13 protein-coding genes and 1 pseudogene are annotated in these 16,507 nt (G+C 58.3%); 2 read left to right on the top strand and 12 right to left on the bottom strand.

The annotated features are described in order from the left end of the window. Nucleotides 1-153 precede the first annotated feature (153 nt). Complete coding sequence (glsA, locus tag QM579_RS14020) at nucleotides 154-1,086, top strand: glutaminase A (protein ID WP_414999742.1); 933 nt, start codon at nucleotides 154-156, stop codon at nucleotides 1,084-1,086. Nucleotides 1,087-1,420: 334 nt separating this feature from the next. On the opposite strand, the gene QM579_RS14015 is transcribed toward glsA, so the two are convergent. The 12 genes from QM579_RS14015 to rimP form a co-directional block, all read right to left on the bottom strand. Next, on the bottom strand, nucleotides 1,421-2,368 hold the full coding sequence (locus QM579_RS14015; protein WP_414999741.1) for an SPFH domain-containing protein: 948 nt from the start codon (nucleotides 2,366-2,368) through the stop codon (nucleotides 1,421-1,423). Nucleotides 2,369-2,734: 366 nt separating this feature from the next. Beyond that, the gene (locus QM579_RS14010; RefSeq protein WP_414999740.1) at nucleotides 2,735-3,211 is read right to left on the bottom strand and encodes an NfeD family protein; all 477 of its coding nucleotides are present in this window, start codon (nucleotides 3,209-3,211) and stop codon (nucleotides 2,735-2,737) included. 103 nt (nucleotides 3,212-3,314) lie between these two features. Then, nucleotides 3,315-4,262 (bottom strand): hypothetical protein, encoded by a 948-nt coding sequence (locus tag QM579_RS14005; RefSeq protein WP_414999739.1) that lies wholly within the window; start codon nucleotides 4,260-4,262, stop codon nucleotides 3,315-3,317. Between the two features lie 115 nt (nucleotides 4,263-4,377). Next, nucleotides 4,378-6,627 (bottom strand): polyribonucleotide nucleotidyltransferase, encoded by a 2,250-nt coding sequence (pnp, locus tag QM579_RS14000; RefSeq protein ID WP_414999738.1) that lies wholly within the window; start codon nucleotides 6,625-6,627, stop codon nucleotides 4,378-4,380. 168 nt (nucleotides 6,628-6,795) lie between these two features. Then, nucleotides 6,796-7,059: a 30S ribosomal protein S15 gene (rpsO, locus tag QM579_RS13995; protein ID WP_414999764.1), complete on the bottom strand. Its 264-nt coding sequence runs from the start codon at nucleotides 7,057-7,059 to the stop codon at nucleotides 6,796-6,798. 48 nt (nucleotides 7,060-7,107) lie between these two features. Further along, nucleotides 7,108-8,010: a tRNA pseudouridine(55) synthase TruB gene (gene truB, locus QM579_RS13990; RefSeq protein ID WP_414999763.1), complete on the bottom strand. Its 903-nt coding sequence runs from the start codon at nucleotides 8,008-8,010 to the stop codon at nucleotides 7,108-7,110. 202 nt (nucleotides 8,011-8,212) lie between these two features. Further along, nucleotides 8,213-9,304 carry a DHH family phosphoesterase gene (locus QM579_RS13985; RefSeq protein ID WP_414999737.1) on the bottom strand — a complete coding sequence of 364 codons (1,092 nt, stop codon included), beginning with the start codon at nucleotides 9,302-9,304 and terminating at the stop codon, nucleotides 8,213-8,215. Further along, complete coding sequence (locus tag QM579_RS13980; RefSeq protein WP_414999762.1) at nucleotides 9,291-9,581, bottom strand: DUF503 domain-containing protein; 291 nt, start codon at nucleotides 9,579-9,581, stop codon at nucleotides 9,291-9,293. Before QM579_RS13980 ends, QM579_RS13985 begins: the two co-directional genes overlap by 14 nt. A 402-nt stretch (nucleotides 9,582-9,983) precedes the next feature. Continuing rightward, the gene (infB, locus tag QM579_RS13975) at nucleotides 9,984-13,043 is read right to left on the bottom strand and encodes a translation initiation factor IF-2 (protein WP_414999736.1); all 3,060 of its coding nucleotides are present in this window, start codon (nucleotides 13,041-13,043) and stop codon (nucleotides 9,984-9,986) included. Continuing rightward, on the bottom strand, nucleotides 13,036-13,305 hold the full coding sequence (locus QM579_RS13970) for a YlxR family protein (protein WP_414999735.1): 270 nt from the start codon (nucleotides 13,303-13,305) through the stop codon (nucleotides 13,036-13,038). The genes infB and QM579_RS13970 overlap by 8 nt, the downstream gene beginning before the upstream one ends. Next, the gene (gene nusA / locus QM579_RS13965) at nucleotides 13,292-14,638 is read right to left on the bottom strand and encodes a transcription termination factor NusA (RefSeq protein WP_414999734.1); all 1,347 of its coding nucleotides are present in this window, start codon (nucleotides 14,636-14,638) and stop codon (nucleotides 13,292-13,294) included. The genes QM579_RS13970 and nusA overlap by 14 nt, the downstream gene beginning before the upstream one ends. 104 nt (nucleotides 14,639-14,742) lie before the next feature. Beyond that, nucleotides 14,743-15,552, bottom strand: a complete 810-nt coding sequence (rimP, locus tag QM579_RS13960; RefSeq protein WP_414999733.1) for a ribosome maturation factor RimP — start codon at nucleotides 15,550-15,552, stop codon at nucleotides 14,743-14,745. Nucleotides 15,553-16,036: 484 nt separating this feature from the next. Here rimP and QM579_RS13955 point away from each other — a divergent pair. Continuing rightward, nucleotides 16,037-16,507 (top strand): annotated as a pseudogene (locus QM579_RS13955) (chemotaxis protein); the annotation flags it as partial.

The following is a 16,507-nucleotide window of genomic DNA, read 5'->3' as shown; positions in this document are numbered from 1 at the left end:
TATAAAAGCACGCTTCCATCATAAAGGCTTGTTCTTCTTGATATGACAAAGGAACTCATCTTGTGACGGGATTGCCTGGCGGTATACTGAATACAGCGAACACCCGGGCGCAAGGCCGCAGCTAAAATCCGGCCTTGCGCAAAGGAAATGCCTATGCCTGATATTGATAAAATCCAGTCGGTGGTGGACAGCGCCTATGCGCAGTTCAGCAAGACCCCGGGCGGGGCCAATGCCGATTATATACCGTTTTTGGCCAATATTCCCAGCAACCTCGCCGCCGTGGCCGTGGTGACTGCTCAGGGGCAGTCTGTAGCAGCGGGCGACGCACAGTACCGTTTTGCCATTGAGTCCATTTCCAAGGTATGCACGCTTGCGCTTGCGCTGGAAGATATGGGACGGCAGGCCGTGCAGGAGAAAATCGGGGCCAGCCCAACGGGGCTGCCTTTCAACTCGGTAATGGCGCTTGAGCTGCACGGCGACAAGCCCCTGTCGCCTCTGGTCAACGCGGGCGCTATGGCGTCTGCCAGCTTTGTGAAGGCAGGGTCAGTGGAAGAGCGCTGGCAGCGCATTTTGGGCATGCAGCGCAGGCTTGGCTCCAAGGAAATAGCTATGTCCGACGAGCTTAACCAGTCGGAACAGACTACCAATTTCCATAACAGGGGCATTGCGTGGCTGCTGTATTCTGCCGGGTATATGTACTGCGACCCGATGGAAGCCTGCGACGTATACACCCGTCAATGCTCAACGTTACTGAATACCGTGGAGCTGGCGACCATTGGCGCAACCATAGCAGCTCGCGGGCGCAATCCCATTACTGGCGAGCAGGTGCTCAAGCCTGAAAACTGCCCTTGCATTATGGCTGAAATGACGATGGAAGGCATGTATGACAGTTCGGGCGACTGGGCTTATAACGTGGGGCTGCCGGGCAAGAGCGGCGTAGGCGGAGGCATTTTGACCATTGTTCCCGGCGTAATGGCCATTGCGGCTTTTTCGCCGCCTCTGGACAAGGTGGGCAACAGCGTACGCGGTCAGAAAATGGCAGCCTTTGTGGCTCAGGAGCTTGGGTACAACCTCTATAAGGCATAAGCTCCGGCAGATCTGATATTCAACGGTACCGGGCCGCTCTGCGAAAGATGCAGGGCGGCCGGGTTTATTGAAGTTTGTGGCGAAGATATTGAAAGCGGCCCTTTTCATTTGGTGGAGTACTTACTCCCATCATGAAAAGGGCCGCTTTGTGCAGTAATGGAAAAAGGCGTGGCTAGGAAAAGCTTCTAGAGCAGATTAACTTTGAAATACAGTACATTTCAAAGTTGTCGTTCTGCCAAAAAATACGATTTTCGGCAGAACCCACGCCGCGTTGCGGCGCGCTGCACTCTTGTGCAGCGTTAGAGCATTTAAACTTTTTCAAAGTCAAAATGCTCTAGGCGCGGTTGCCGCTTTTCCCGAAGCCTTCGCCGGGTTTGATGATTTTGCTCACAGCAGCAACCATGCCCGCAGCATCGGCGATATCCGCAGGAATAATAAGGCTGTTGCCCTGCTTGGCGATGTGCCCGAACTGGTTGATATAGGATTCGGCCAGTCGCAGTTGCGCAGCAGCCACGGCGTCGTTGCCAAGCTGTTCGCCAACAATGCGCAATCCTTCAGCCGTGGCCATTGCCACAGTGCGGATCTGGGCGGCTTCACCGTCGGCCTGGTTGATCACGGCCTGCTTGTCGCCTTCAGACTGAGCAATGGCAGCGGCCTTTGCGCCTTCGGCCAGGTTGATGCGTGACTGCATTTCACCTTCGGACTGGGCAATGACGGCGCGTTTTTCGCGTTCGGCGCGCATCTGTTTTTCCATTGCTTCCATAACCGTGATGGGGGGCGTGATGTCGCGAATTTCATAGCGCAGCACCTTGACGCCCCAGGGGGAAGTGGCGGCGTCCAGAGCTTCTACAACTTCCTGGTTGATGCGCGTGCGCTCCTCGAAGGTACGGTCAAGCTCAAGTGTGCCTATGACGGAACGCAGCGAAGTCTGGGCAAGCTGAATAGCGCCCCATTCGTAGTCCGAAATGCCATAGGCGGATTTATCGGGAGTGATGATCTGCAGGTAAAGCACGCCGTCAATGTCCACACTCACGTTATCGCGGGTGATGCAGGTCTGCTTGGGCACATCCAGGACTTGTTCCTTGAGGCTGCGCTTGTAGGCGATCACGTCCACAAAGGGCACAAGAATGTGAAAGCCCGCGTACAGAACCTTGCTGAATTTGCCGAGCCTTTCCACCACGTAGGCAGACTGGTTGGGAACAACAACAGCGGTCTTGATAAGAACGATGATAACCAATACGGCCAACAGAAAAAGCCATCCGAAACTATTCATAAAAGCCATAACTACCTCATGATGATTATAAGCGTGGCGGCACGGCATGTCGCGTACCTTGAAGAAAAACCGCTGTGCCTGGCATTTGCCCGGCAGCAGGATTTTGCGAGCCCTGTATAGCGCGGCTGTTACGTAGCGTTGCCTTGCGGGCTGCTGCTGAAGCACGGCCCCGGTTTTTACCGGAAACAAGCCGGGCCTGGAGCACCTGTAGCGGTTTGCCGTGCTTTTATACCCGGGCTGCTTGGAGCATTCTGTCTTTGAAACTGGAGTCTGACGGCGGGTCAGATCCCTGTGGCGATTTTGCCGCAAGGACTTGAAGACAAATCCTTGCTCAGGCGCGTTTTCTCAAAGGTAATCTGTCGTATAACGCAGATATCAGGATTTGACCACAGGTTGCACCCGCAACACAAGGGCGTCGTCAGGCTCGGCCCCCAGAATCCGTACCGGGCTGCCTTCTGCAATTTCTTCGCGGCCAACGGCGCGCCAGAAGCTGCCGTCTATGCTGACTTCACCCACTTCGCCGGGGCGCAAGGGTTTGCTGAGGATTCCCTGCCTGCCCGTAAGCGGGTGGGGAGCGCAATGCTCTTCGTCATGCCCGTTACAGCTTTCAGAAGCCACACTACGGGCGCGACCACCGAAAACCGCCCGCAAGCGGCGGCGCAGAAAAAGCAGTGTGAGAAGGGAAATGCAGATGAAGGTGATGATCTGCCATGCGAGGTCCATGCCCAGCAGCGCGGCCAGAGCTGAAGCCCAGGCTCCCACGCCGAAAAAGAGCAGCACCATTGCCGGGGTCATCAGTTCGGCCAGAAAAAAGGCCACACCCACAATAAACCAGAGAAGAGGCGCGTTCATGATTCCATCCGTGCGGTCTGCCGTATGCGCCGGGCCGGGCTGCCGCTATTTGGGCGGCGCGGAGGTTTTGCCCCCGCGCGCACCCTGTGAAAGCATAGGGCCGTTATTGTTGCGGGCCCTCATCAATATCGATAATGCGGCCTTGAAGCCAGATATAGGCATCAATGGCCTGTCCCGCCTCTGGTTCCAGATCGCCCAGGACCATCTTTGACGCATAGATGACCAGACGCATAGGCTGGCGGTTTTCAAACGGAAAAGTGAGATACAATGCCTTAACGGGCATTTTTTCCAGCTGGCAGTCCTGCACCTCTTCAATGACGGCACGCATCTGATATTCACAGAAATTGCGTCCAGGCATGATCATGTGGCGGTCGCTCACGTCTACCTGCAGGGGGGGCACATCCAGACGGCCCTTGCCGGGGTTGGCTTCAAGCCACTGCTCGGCATAGGCTTCGTATTGCGGTCCCTGCGTGATGGTCATCTGGTCCAGCAGGGCCTTGCGGATGGCAAAGGCCAGACCAGCAACCAAAAAGGTGTGCGTGACGCCGGGGGTAAGGTCTGTTCTGTCGCGGCCATAAAGCGGGTCAAAGAACCACATGGGGTTCTTGCCCTCGATCATGCTGACGGCCACGTTGGCGCCCATGCCATTTTCCCAGGGATGTACGCCGTCGACCATAAGGTCGTTGGGCAGACCGTCCAGCAGGGGAGCGGCGGAAATGGGCGTCAGCTTTTCGCCTTCTTCACCCGTTACCAGCACTGAGGCGCGCAGGGGCTGATCCTGAGGCCATGCCATCAGGATGTGGTCCGTGCTGCCGCGCTTCCACTGCCACGAAGGACGTGTGCCGCCTTCGTGCAGGACCGTGCTTACAATCTGGTCCATAATAGCCGCCGGGTTCTGGCCCGTCAGCACGGCCCAGGCATCGCCAAGACCTTCATAGTGCATGCGGTTCTTGCCTTCGGCAGCGGCTTGCGCTTCTTTATGCGCCCTGGCTTCGGCAGAATCGTTATTTTCAGCGGTTTCAGGTTCGGTATTTTTGCTTTTCTTGGACATTGGAACTTCCTTTACTGCTCTTTCAGCGGCCCGGTCAGGCGTGTAGTGCGCCTGACCGGGAATGCTTCAACTCAGGCCTCAGCAACGCTGCGCGTTGAGGACGTCCGTCAGGCGTTTAGCGCCTGTCGCCACGGTCGCGACGGTCACGGCCACCACGGTCGCGGTCGCCACGTCCCCTGTCGCCACGGTCGCCCCTGTCACCACGGTCAGTGCGCGGGGGGCGGGCAGTGTCTTCGGGATTCCAGGGATGGCCCTGTTCTTCCAGCAACACGGCCTTGCGGCTGGCGCGGATGCGGTCGCCATTGATTTCAATGACTTTGACCACCATATCTTCGCCAAGACGAGCGACGTCGCCGGGCTGTTCCACGCGGTTCACGTCAAGCTGAGAAACATGCACAAGGGCTTCCACGTTGGGCAGAACTTCAACAATGGCGCCAATTTCCATGATTTTACGCACCTTGGCAGTGTAGTTCTTGCCAATGTCGGGGCGCTGGTCGTAGTAGGAAACCATTTCACGGGCTTTTTCAAGGGCTTCAGCCGTGGGGGCGAAGATGGACACGCGGCCCGAATCTTCAATGTCCACAGAAGCGCCAGTGGCTGCAGTGATGGCTTTGATGTTCTTGCCGCCGGGGCCGATGATGAGGCGGATGATGTCGGGGTTCACAAAAACTTCGGCATGCTGCGGGGCGTAGCGCGAAAGTTCCTTGCGCGGCGAAGCGATGGCTTTGGCCATTTCTTCCAGAATGTGCATACGGCCCTGACGGGCCTGCTGCATGGCTGTGCGCATGACTTCCGTGGTAAGACCTGTAATCTTGATGTCCATCTGCACGCCGGTGATGCCTTCAGCGGTGCCGGCGATCTTGAAGTCCATATCGCCCAGGGCGTCTTCGTCACCAAGAATGTCGGTGAGCACGATGAACTTTTCGCCTTCCTTGATGAGGCCCATAGCCACACCGGCCACAGGGGAGCTCACAGGCACGCCCGCGTCCATAAGGGAGAGCGAGCCGCCGCACACGGCAGCCATCGACGAGGAACCGTTGGATTCCATCGTTTCGGACACCACGCGCAGGGTGAAGGGGAATTCCGCTCCGGTGGGCAGCACGGGGCGCAAGGATCTTTCAGCCAGCGCGCCGTGGCCGATTTCGCGGCGGGATACACGCACGGGCTTCACTTCGCCCACAGAGAAGGGGGGGAAGTTGTAGTGCAGCATAAAGCGCTTGGTCACGTCGCCCGTGAGGGAATCCATGCGCTGTTCGTCAGTGGAAGAACCAAGGGTGGCAACAACCAGCGACTTGGTTTCGCCACGGCGGAACAGGGCAGAACCGTGAGCGCGGGGCAGCAGGCCAGTCTGGATCTGGATGGGACGCACCGTGGTGGTGTCGCGTCCGTCAATGCGCGTGCCTTCGTTAAGGATGCGGGCGCGCACCAGCTTCTTTTCAAGGCCGGACAAAATGTCGCCCACAGCCTTGAGGGCAGCTTCGTTTTCAGCCCAGGCGGCGTCGGCCTTGAGGGCTTCCATAACCTTGACTTTCACTTCCTTGCGGGCGTCTTTGCGGGCCATTTTTTCAGGCACGCGCAGGGCTTCTTCGATGCCATTGGCAAGGGCCAGCTCATGCACGCGGGCCACAAGGGCCGCGTCGTCTTCGTGCGGGGTGAAGGCCATTTTGGCCTTGCCGCAAAGCTCGCGCAGCTTGTGCTGGGCTTCCACCAGCGGAAGAATCTGCTGACGGCCCCATTCAAGGGCTTCAATGATAACGTCTTCGGGAACGAACAGGGCTTCGCCTTCCACCATCGTGAGGGCATCGCCGGAAGCGGCGAAAACGATATTGAAATCGCTCAGCGCCTGCTGCTCGAAGGTGGGGTTGAGCACGAACTGGCCGTTGACGCGGCCAATGCGGCCACCGGCCACAGGGCCTTCAAAGGGCAGGGGCGACAGCATGATGGCTGCCGAAGCGCCCGTGAGGGCCAGCACGTCGGATTCGTTTTCCTGATCAGCGGAAATAACGCTGGCAAGCACCTGAACGTCTTCGTTCAGACCCTTGGGGAAAAGCGGACGGATGGGGCGGTCGATCAGGCGTGAAACCAGGGTTTCACGTTCGGAAGGACGGCCAATTTCGCGGCGGAAAAAGCTGCCGGGAATGCGCCCTGCGGCGTACATTTTTTCGGAGTATTCAACGGTGAGGGGAAAGAAGCCCTTGTCGAATTCCAGGGGCTGGGAGCAGACGGTGACGAGCACCACGGTGCCGCCGCACTGGATCCAGACTTCGCCGTGAGCCTGATTGGCCATGCGGCCAGTTTCCAGAATAACTTCCTTGCCGCCCACCTGGCAGGTGACGCGGGTGGGATTGAAAATATCTTGTAACATGCAGATTTCCTTTGCATAGGCGAAGGGGATTCCGGCAAAAGCGGGCAGAGCCGCGTGTCCCTGCCTGATTTTCCCGGACCCCCCTTCTCGCGTTGCGCCCCATCGGGGGCTTTGAGTTCATAAGTGGCAAGGGGGAAGCCTCAGGCTCCCCCCTTGCAGCCAAAAGCCTTACTTGCGCAGGCCGAGCTTTTCGATCAGTGCACGATAGCGCTGAATATCAGTCTTCTTCAGGTAGTTCAGAATGTTGCGGCGACGGCCAACAAGCTTCAGCAGACCCGTGCGGGAGTGAAAGTCCTTCTTGTGCTCTTTGAAGTGACCGGTGAGGTCTTCAATACGGGCAGTAAGCAGGGCCACCTGCACTTCGGGGGATCCGGTGTCGCCTTCGTGTTTGGCGTGGGCGTCAATAACCGCTTTCTTCTGATTTACATCCATTACCACAGCAGTTCTCCTTGAGTAAGGCTGTTACGGGCGCGAACGCCCTTAGTTCCAAAGTCCCCGCAATACGGCCCAGCAAGGCCCGGCAGCTGTGGCTTCGCGTTGTGCAAGAGCCAGGGCATGGCCCTGTTCCATCAAAAACGCAAGGTCCTCACCGTTGCCGGTATCAGCCTGTGGCGTCCGGCAAGGTACAGCAATGCCATTACGCACGCGAGCAGCTTCTTCTGGCGTCAGATCCACCCTGGGCCAGTGGGGCAGCGCATCCGCAACCGGAATAACGCAGCCTGACAGCAGGGCGGGATCAGCCGTGAAGTCCGCTGGATCGCGGGCCACATCAAGGCCGAAGGGGTGACTGTACTCTCGAGTCAGTTCCGTGAGCACGGCTCCGCAACCAAGGCGACTCCCCAAGCTGTGGGCCAGGGAGCGTATATAGGTGCCGGAACTGCATGCGACCCGAAAGCGCACAAGCGGCAAGCTTATTTCAAGCACGTCCGCCTGTGAAATTTTCATGCGTTTGATCTTTTGTGGGGCATCAAGCCCCTTGCGGGCCAGTTTGTACAAAGGCTGGCCCTCATGCTTTGCGGCGGAATAGGGCGGAACTGCCTGCTCGGTCAGCTCAAGCCATGCCGCCACTTCACGCCTGACATCTTCTTCGCTGATATGCTGCCAGGGAGCCTCGTCAATCACCTGGCCTTCGATGTCCCAGGTGTCGGTGGTCTGTCCAAGGCGCAATTCACCGCTGTAAACCTTGCCGCCTCCGGCCAGAAGATGCCCGGAAAGCTTGGTAGCCTGACCCAGCAACACCAACAACACGCCGGAAGCCAATGGATCCAGCGTGCCGGCATGGCCGATCTTTTTCTGCCCAAGCCGTTTGATGGCAGTGAGGCAGCGGGCCGAGGTAGGCCCCGAAGGCTTGTTAAGCACAAGCACGCCGTGCTGCTGGGGCAGGGCGGCGTATACCTTGCCGTTCGATTCCGGCTGTGCTTTGCCGGGCCTTGAATCCTGGGTGCTCTCCGGTGTGACGGAAGGCGAATCCTGAAGATCCTGAGGGGGGCAAAGTTGTGCTAATGTATCTTTTTTAACCATACGCAAGAGCGAACCATATCCTCAGCTGTGCTATAAGTCAAAAGTTATGGCTCTCAATGCCGGGTTATTTTGGTTTGGCGCGGTTTTTTGTCTGTTTTTTTGCCTGCGGGGCAGGCTTGGGGCATTGCGCCTGTTCTTCGGCATCTGCTTTCTGGCTGGTCAGGTAGAGGCCGATATGACGCAGGAGCTCTTTGCCCGCTTCTTCAAGAGGCATGCGCAGGGTGCCTCCGGCAGCGTTAAAGTGGCCACCGCCATTCATTTTCGCGGCAATGGAGCGAACGTCTATGTCACCGTAGGAGCGCAGGCTGAACTTGCACAGCTGGGGGCTGTCTTCACGCAACAGCGCTGCAACCTTGACGTTGCGCAGGCGGCGAAGCTGCTCCACAAAGCCCTCCAGATCTTCCTTGAGGGCTTGACAGCGGCGGATATCTTCCAGTTGTACCTGGCAAAAGCCGACCTGACCGTCCTGCTCAACACGGGAGTTTTCCATAAGCAGGCCCCACAGACGCCAACGGCCAAGACTCCAGTTATTGTCCAGCTGCTCGCGCAGCCAGGGCAGATTGCAGCCATTTCCTACAAGATGTGAGGCCAAAGCCAAAACTTCGGCGCTGGTGTTGCCGTGGCAGAAACCGCCTGTGTCTGTTATCAGGCCCAGGGCCACAGCCAGCGAAAGGTCTCCGGTGAGGGGCAGGTCTGCCGCCATTGACAGGTAGGCGACAAGCTGGGCCGTAGCGGCTGCTTCTGTAACCACCCAGTTGGCTCTGTTGCCCATACCATTGCCGCCAAGGTGATGGTCAATGTTCACACTATCAAGATATGGCAGCAGTTCGGACAGTTCGGAGCCAAGGCGGTCAGGCTCGCCGCAGTCCAGCAGGACCGCGCATTTGGGAGTAAAGGGCGGATGAGCCAGGGTGGTATGCACGATGGCAGGCATTGGGAAAAAATCCAGATAGCCAGGCAGGCCAGGAGCTGCGTAAAGCATGAATTCTTTGCCCATCGCACGCAAAATGTGGCCGATTGCGGCCACTGACCCGGCGGCGTCGCCATCGGGATGCACATGCCCCGCCACCACAATCTGGTCCATCTGTTTCAGGGCCTCGACTATCTGGTGAGCCTTTGCAGCAAAGGGGGCGGGTATTGAATCAGTCTGTTGCATATATTTCCACCTGACTTTCCACCATTTCTTCAGGACAGACGGCTTCCATCATGAGCGCGCATTTGTCCATGCGGCTGCGGAGATGTCCCTCGCTGTTGGAAATGGAGACAACGGCCAGACGCAGGCTGCACAGGCTGTTTTCTGTGCCTGCCTCCGCTATGGCCACGTTAAATTTGTTGCGTGTCTTCTGTTTCAGGCTGTTGGCGACACGGCGCTTGGCCTTGAGATTGTCATTGCCGTGCAGGCTGAATTCCACAGTGAGCACTGCCGTAAACATGGTCATACATTTATTTGCGGTCTACATTGACCGGCTGGTTTTGAAAGGTCTGAGCCATTGCCGCCCAATCCATATTGGATTCTGTGAACAAAACAGAAAACAGGGGCAAGGCCCGTCTTCCGGTGATACTTCTGCTCGCGTTGTTTGGGGGAAGGCTTTCCAGTGACGGAGAAGAATGGATTCTGGCTCGAATCTTATCCGGTGACGGGCTACAAGACCAGCACTTTATTGAGGAGTCTGTCTGGTCAGGCCGGGGTATGGCACAGGCTGACAGAGCTACCACAAAAACCGGGGGAAGGAGCACCGGATTAACTGGCGCTCTTTCCCCCGAAAGAGTTCAAACTTCAATTGTGGCAACGGCTTGTCAGCGCCTGCGCTGCACTTGCCGCGTGCCTGTATGTTTTACAGCGTAGCTGCTTCTTCCACAGTTTCGAAAGCTTCGATGATGTCGCCAATTTTGACGTCATTGAAGTTTTCAAGGCCTACGCCGCACTCATTGCCCTTGACCACTTCCTTGGAATCGTCCTTGAAGCGCTTGAGCGAAGAGATCTTGCCGGTATAGACAACCACACCGTCGCGCAGCAGGCGCACGCCTGCGTTGCGGGCAATTTTGCCGTCGGCCACATAGGAACCGGCGATAACGCCCACCTTGGGCACGCTGAACGTGTCGCGCACTTCGGCCTGGCCGAGGTACACTTCGCGCTGCACGGGGGCAAGCATGCCCGTCATGGCGCTCTTGATGTCGTCCACCAGCTTGTAGATGATCTCGTAGAAGCGGACATCCACATTTTCGTGTTCGGCCACGTCCTTGATCTTGGCTGTGGGACGCACGTTGAAGCCGATGATGATGGCCTGCGAGGCAGAAGCCAGCAGAATATCGGATTCCGTGATGGCGCCAGTGCCGCCGTGCACCACGTTGATGCGCACCTTTTCGGTGCTCTGCTTGAGCAGGGCCTCGGTAATGGCTTCCAGACTGCCCTGAACGTCGGCTTTGAGCACGAGGTTGAGGGTCAGGGTTTCCTGATCGGACTTGCGCTGCGACAGGAAGGTTTCCAGAGTCACGCGAGATTCCGAAGCAAGGTCGCGTTCGCGCTGCTTGATGGCGCGGGAGTCGGCGATACGGCGGGCCAGCTTTTCGTCGCTGACCACAAAGAACTCTTCACCGGCTTCCGGCACACCCTCGAAGCCCTGTACTTCAACAGGCAGAGAGGGGCCAGCATCCTTGACCTTTTTGCCCTGGTCGCTCATGAGGGCGCGCACACGGCCAGAGAAGGGGCCGCACACGAAGTTGTCGCCCTGGCGCAGGGTGCCTTCCTGAATGAGCACGGTAGCCACGGGGCCGCGGCCCTTGTCCAGCTTGGCTTCCACAATGTGGCCGCGGGCAAGCTTGTCGGGGTTGGCCTTAAGCTCCATAATTTCAGACTGCAGGGCCACCATTTCCAACAGTTCGTCCAGACCCATGCGGGTCTTGGCGGCAACCTTGGCAACAATGGTGTCTCCGCCCCATTCTTCGGCCTGGAGGCCCAGCTCGGCCAGTTCGCGCAAAACGCGGTCCGGGTCGGCGCTGGGCTTGTCCATCTTGTTGACGGCAACCATGATGGGCACGCCAGCGGCGCGTGAATGGTTGATTGCTTCGCGGGTCTGTTCCATCACGCCGTCGTCAGCGGCCACCACCAGGATGACAAGGTCTGTCACCTGGGCGCCACGGGCACGCATGGCCGTAAAGGCTTCATGGCCGGGCGTGTCAAGGAAGACGATTTCGCCGCGCTTGGTCTTGACGTGGTACGCGCCGATATGCTGCGTGATGCCCCCGGCTTCGCCGCCGGTGACGTTGGTCTTGCGAATGGCGTCAAGCAGCGAGGTTTTGCCGTGGTCGACGTGGCCCATAATGGTGACCACAGGAGGACGCGGCTTGAGGGTTTCGGGAGCGTCCACTTCTTTGGGGGTCAGGTAGTCATCTTCAGAGAAGCCTGCCTTTTCCACTTCATAACCAAATTCGGAAGCTACCAGGGTGGCAGTTTCAAAATCCAGAGCCTGGTTGATGGTGGCCATAACGCCCAAGCCAAAGAGAATCTTGATGATTTCATTGGCCTTAAGACCCATCTGGTGGGCCATGTCGGCTACGCGAATGGCTTCAGTGACGCGGATTTTGCGCTTGGCAGCCTTGAGCGGCTGAGTGGTCTGCGCTGCGGGAGCGGCTTTGCCGCCCTTGCGCCGACCCTTGCCGCGGCTCAGGCGCACGCTATCGTCATCATCCCTGCGGACGGAATCGCCCTGCTGGAAATCAACGGTGCGGCGACCCTTAAGGCGCTTTTTCTTGCTCTGGCCGTCACGGCTGTCCGTGGGGGACGCGGGTGCAGGCTGCTGACCGAAACCACCGCCGCCAGGACGGGGACCGCCAGGACCGGCAGGACGAGGGCCGCCAGGACCAGCAGGACGGGGGCCGCCAGGGCCAGCCGGGCGTGGGCCGCCGGGACGGGGAGGTCTGCCTGCGTTGTCTCCGCGGGGAGCACCAGGACCGGAACCACCGGGCCCGCCGTAACCGGGACGAGCGCCAGCGGGACGCGCAGGGCGCTGTTCTTGCTGGCTGCCGGGAACAGGCCTGGATATAATACGTACCTGAGGCGCGGCGGGCGCCTGACCAGCCTCGGCCCTGGGGGCACGGCGAGAGGCGCCATCGGCGTCGTCAGCGTTGTCGGAGTCTTTCCAGGCTTCGGCTCGGCCTTCGGGCGCACGCTGGGGCAGGGTGGGCGCGGACGAACCTTCGGGCATGGCGGAAGCGTCAGGGCGGGCCAGACGGGCAGCCTTGGCCGCCTTTTCGGCATCGCTCTTTTCCTGGGCCTTGTCAGAAGGCTTTTCTCCCGCTTCACGCGCGGCAAGCGCAGCGGCCACAGGGGAAATTTCAGGAGCCTCGGGCTTCTTTTCCACTACCGCCACAGGCTCGGGCTTTTTCTCTTCTTCGCCGGGGCGGCTGATAACGCGGGCAGCAGAAACAACCTTGGCCTTGGTGGCCTTGGGAGCTTCTTCAACCTTGGCCTTTTCAGCCACTGGCTCAATGATTTTTGCGGCTTTGCGGGGGCTGGGCGCGGGGGCTTCAACCTCGGCCGCAGGGGCGGCTTCCACCACAGGGCTTGCGGCTTCGGCGGGCTTTTCCGCTGCCACGGGTGCGGCCTCTTCCTGGGCTACGGAAGCTGTTTCCATAGCTTCAGGAGCGTCGGCCTTGTCGGCATCCTTGCGGCGGCGACGTACAATGACGCTGGGGTGGGAACCGGAACGCTCGGCATCCGCCTGTTTTTGTTCGGCAAAGTGTTCGCGCACGCGTGCCGCCTCCTCAGTGCTCAGGGAACCAGCCATGCTTTTGGCAGATGTGCCCAGCACACGCATAACGCGCAGCATGTCCTTTTGGAGCACTGCCGGGAATTCCTTGGCAAATTCCGATACTTTAATTTTTTCTTCAGACATGTTTACCCCCCTTGCGCCGTGTTCCGGGCCTGAACTTGGCGAACCTCGCCGCGCATACGGCATCGGAACATAGGTACCAGCCCCTGCCAGGTCTGGTCTTTGCAGCGTCAATAGTCAAAATTCCTTGGGCCGTCAGTACATGGCGGGTCAGTTGGGCTTTAGCGAAGCGGCGGCGGCATATGATGCACATGCGTACCGGCCCCTGCACGGTTTCTGCCGTGTTTTGCCCTTCCACCATAACAGCGCCCCTAAGCTTGCGCATCCTCGTCGGCGCTACCTTCAGCATTCTGGCTGGAATCTTCGTCGGAAGCGTGTACTTTGCCCAGTTCAACCGCAGAAGATTCGGGCGTACTTTCCACAACCGGAGCCAGGAAGTTGATGGCTGAACGCAGGTCGGCGATGCGGGACGCGCTGATGGTCAGCTTGTCGGAAAGCTCCTGGTCCGTGGCCTGGCGCAGCTTGTCGAGGGAACTGAATCCCGCGCCAAGCAGAGCCTCAATGGATACTTCGGCCACACTGGCCACCTGTTCGAGACCGTGGCCAATTGCATTGGCCTCGTTGTAGCGGGTCTCGGTAAATATATCGACTTTCCAGCCCAGAAGTCTGGCTGCCAGTTTAACGTTCTGCCCTTTGCGCCCGATGGCGTTGGTGAGCTGATCGTCAGGCACAATGACTTCAAGCAGGTTTTCTTCTTCATCCACTACAATGCGCGACACCAGAGCCGGGGCCAGGGCGTTGCGTGCGTAGGTGGCAATGTCTGCGCTCCAGACGACGATATCAATGCGTTCGCCGTGCAGTTCCTGCACAATATTCTGGATGCGCGATCCGCGCACGCCCACGCAGGCGCCCACGGGATCAACGTCACGCTCACGGGAAAGCACAGCAACCTTGGCTCGTGAGCCGGGGTCGCGGGCCACGCCCATAATCTGCACGACGCCATCGTCCACTTCCGGCACTTCGCGGCGGAAGAGGGCGGCCATGTAGTCGCGGTGCGACCGGGAAATGACGACCTGTGGGCCGCGGCCTTCCTGACGAACCTCGATGATAAGAGCCTGCACGCGGTCGCCGCGCTTGTAGTGTTCGCGGGGGATCTGCTCTTCGCGCGGCAGAATGGCTTCGGTGCGGCCAAGGTTGACCACCCATCCGCCCTTGTCGCGGCGTTGCACAATGCCCGAAACAATCTCGCCCAGGCGATCCTTGTATTCGCTGTAAATAATTTCCTGCTCAGCGTCGCGCATGCGCTGGATAATGACCTGCTTGGCAGACTGGGCTGCAATGCGGCCCAGGTCTTCCACCTTCACGCGGAAGCCCATTTCGTCGTCCACCTGAACAGACGGGTCGTGAGCGAGGGCTTCGGTAAGTTCAATCTGCGTGTCGGGATTGGCCATGTCGCCATCGGCCATCACGATTTTGAACTGGTAGACCTCAATGTCGCCCGTATCGTCGTTATAGGACACTTCCACGTCCATATCTTCACTGAAACGGCGCAGCACAGAAGTGCGCACCGCGTCTTCAAGCGTGTCAATGAGCATGTTACGGTCAAGGCCCTTGTCTTTACTGATCTGATCAATGGCCTTTTTAAGTTCAAGATTCATGTGTGCCTCCGGCTGCCGCCCAGGGCGGCGTAAAATCGCTTGTTCCGGCTGCGGCGCATCGGGCCGCCCGCCATTACCCGCGCGAGGCGGGTGTCGGGCTTGCCTCAGTTGGCCGTATGGTCGTTATCGGCAATGGCTTTGCCTGTTTTTTTACCTGACTTGGCCTTTTTTTGGGCCTTTTGCCCGCCGCCGCCCTTGGAGCCGTCTTTCCCCCGGGCCTTGTTGCCAGGCTTTTTGCCCGGCTTTTGCGGCTGCTTGAAAATATACATGCGGGTGGCCCGGCGCACAGCACTCCAGGGCAGAAGCACGGAAGGATGGTTTTCATCCTCAACTTCGCCCTCGGGGCTGATGGTTACGGGCGCAAGCACAAAACCCTCTTCTTCCACCGCAGTGAGGGTGCCCCGCCATACGCGGCGCGGGCCGCCGTGAGCGGCGGGGTCAGTGGATGCCACAGGCGTAAGCAGCCGTGCTTCCACCACATCGCCCACATAAGGAACCATTTGCTCAAGGCTGAAGAACAGACGGCTCAGGCCCGGAGTGGAAACCTCCAGCACATAGGCGTCGGCAATGCTGTCTTCCACTTCCAGTGCAAGCGCCAGATGGCGCGAAATTTCTTCGCACTGTTCGATGGTGGCCGATGTAGGGGCAACGGGAGTGGAAGTGGCGGAAGGTTCACCCTGGGGGTGATCAGATTCTGCGGAACCGCTGTCGGTTTCAGCAATGGCCGAAAAAATTGCGCCTTCAGGGGTGGCCCCGGATTCTTCGGTCTGGGGCGCGGTAGGCACATCCACAAAGAGCCGCACAAGGGTGCGTCCGGCGCGGGCTATCTCAACTCCCCAGACAACAAGGCCGAGGGAGTGGATAAGGGGCTGAGCCAGGCGTATGACGGTTTCTCTCAGGGCTTGATCAGTCATTCTTTCCTTTTGTGCGGGGTATGAACCGTCGCAGGGACAAAAAAAAGGGGGCCTATTCAGGCCACCCCGCTGGAACTGTGTTCCGCATCAGGATGTAGTGGTGACAGGTGCTGTCATCCACTTTGAATGCATCCAACTAGCCCACCATATGGACCTTGTCAAGGTTTTCGTCAAAAAAAGAAAAACTTGTTTTTTGTTTGAAAATAAAGAAAATTGAAAAATAGCCGTAACAACAGAAAGGTAGGGAGCTTTCGCAGGTAAAATGCGCACAAATGCTGATTTGTGCGGCATTATAGCGCGTTATGCGAAATGGATACTTCTTTTGAGTGCAGATTTATACAGTAACAGGATAGAAAAAATCGTACTCCCTTCCATAAATAGTGGCATAAATTTCTATATCGGCGGAATTGGCCAGTTATTTTTTTTTGAATTTATTTTTTTAGAGTAAGGCTATCGTGCCTTCGTTTTTTATTCAGGAGGTCTCATGTCGCTGCAACAAAAAATCTGGGGTCTGGGCTTGCTGGCCCTGGCTGCATCCTTGGGGATTGTTTGGTGTGTGGGCCTTTTGAGCGGTGCGTCGATGGCTGCCCTTTGGGGAGCTGCTGTGGGTGGTTTTATAGTATTGCTTGTAATGGGCGTGAGCTTACGGCTGATTTATGGCGCGGCCCTTCAATCTCTTGTTCTTTGCCTGCGCGGCGGCTGCGAGCCGAAAACAGCCGGGCAGGCCTCTTGCTGTTCGCCACAGGCTGCCCCTGCTGACTTGCGCGACCTGTACGCTGCTGCTGCGGATATTTCGGCCCGGGCCTGCCATTCAAGCGGGGTGCTGCACGGCATACTTTCCGGCATGCCGTTGGCCTATCTGCTGGTGGATGTGAATGAGCAGGCAACGCATACCAACCAGGAATGCCTGGACATGCTTGAAATTGACGGCCCGGTGAAAGACTGTATCGGCAAG

Source organism: Desulfovibrio sp. (assembly GCF_047607245.1).
Taxonomy (GTDB): domain Bacteria; phylum Desulfobacterota; class Desulfovibrionia; order Desulfovibrionales; family Desulfovibrionaceae; genus Desulfovibrio.
The sequence above is the reverse complement of the archived record's forward strand: the minus strand, read 5'-3'. Positions and strand labels throughout refer to the sequence as shown.

Excerpts from the sequence above, each read along its gene's own strand:
- QM579_RS13980 (WP_414999762.1), bottom strand. The coding sequence starts at position 9,581 with ATGTTTACGGCAGTGCTCACTGTGGAATTCAGCCTGCACGGCAATGAC.
- QM579_RS14010 (WP_414999740.1), bottom strand. The coding sequence starts at position 3,211 with ATGAACGCGCCTCTTCTCTGGTTTATTGTGGGTGTGGCCTTTTTTCTG.
- pnp (WP_414999738.1), bottom strand. The coding sequence starts at position 6,627 with ATGTTACAAGATATTTTCAATCCCACCCGCGTCACCTGCCAGGTGGGC.
- QM579_RS14015 (WP_414999741.1), bottom strand. The coding sequence starts at position 2,368 with ATGGCTTTTATGAATAGTTTCGGATGGCTTTTTCTGTTGGCCGTATTG.
- QM579_RS13970 (WP_414999735.1), bottom strand. The coding sequence starts at position 13,305 with ATGCGCAAGCTTAGGGGCGCTGTTATGGTGGAAGGGCAAAACACGGCA.
- QM579_RS14005 (WP_414999739.1), bottom strand. The coding sequence starts at position 4,262 with ATGTCCAAGAAAAGCAAAAATACCGAACCTGAAACCGCTGAAAATAAC.
- rimP (WP_414999733.1), bottom strand. The coding sequence starts at position 15,552 with ATGACTGATCAAGCCCTGAGAGAAACCGTCATACGCCTGGCTCAGCCC.
- infB (WP_414999736.1), bottom strand. The coding sequence starts at position 13,043 with ATGTCTGAAGAAAAAATTAAAGTATCGGAATTTGCCAAGGAATTCCCG.
- glsA (WP_414999742.1), top strand. The coding sequence starts at position 154 with ATGCCTGATATTGATAAAATCCAGTCGGTGGTGGACAGCGCCTATGCG.
- QM579_RS13985 (WP_414999737.1), bottom strand. The coding sequence starts at position 9,304 with ATGCAACAGACTGATTCAATACCCGCCCCCTTTGCTGCAAAGGCTCAC.
- rpsO (WP_414999764.1), bottom strand. The coding sequence starts at position 7,059 with ATGGATGTAAATCAGAAGAAAGCGGTTATTGACGCCCACGCCAAACAC.
- nusA (WP_414999734.1), bottom strand. The coding sequence starts at position 14,638 with ATGAATCTTGAACTTAAAAAGGCCATTGATCAGATCAGTAAAGACAAG.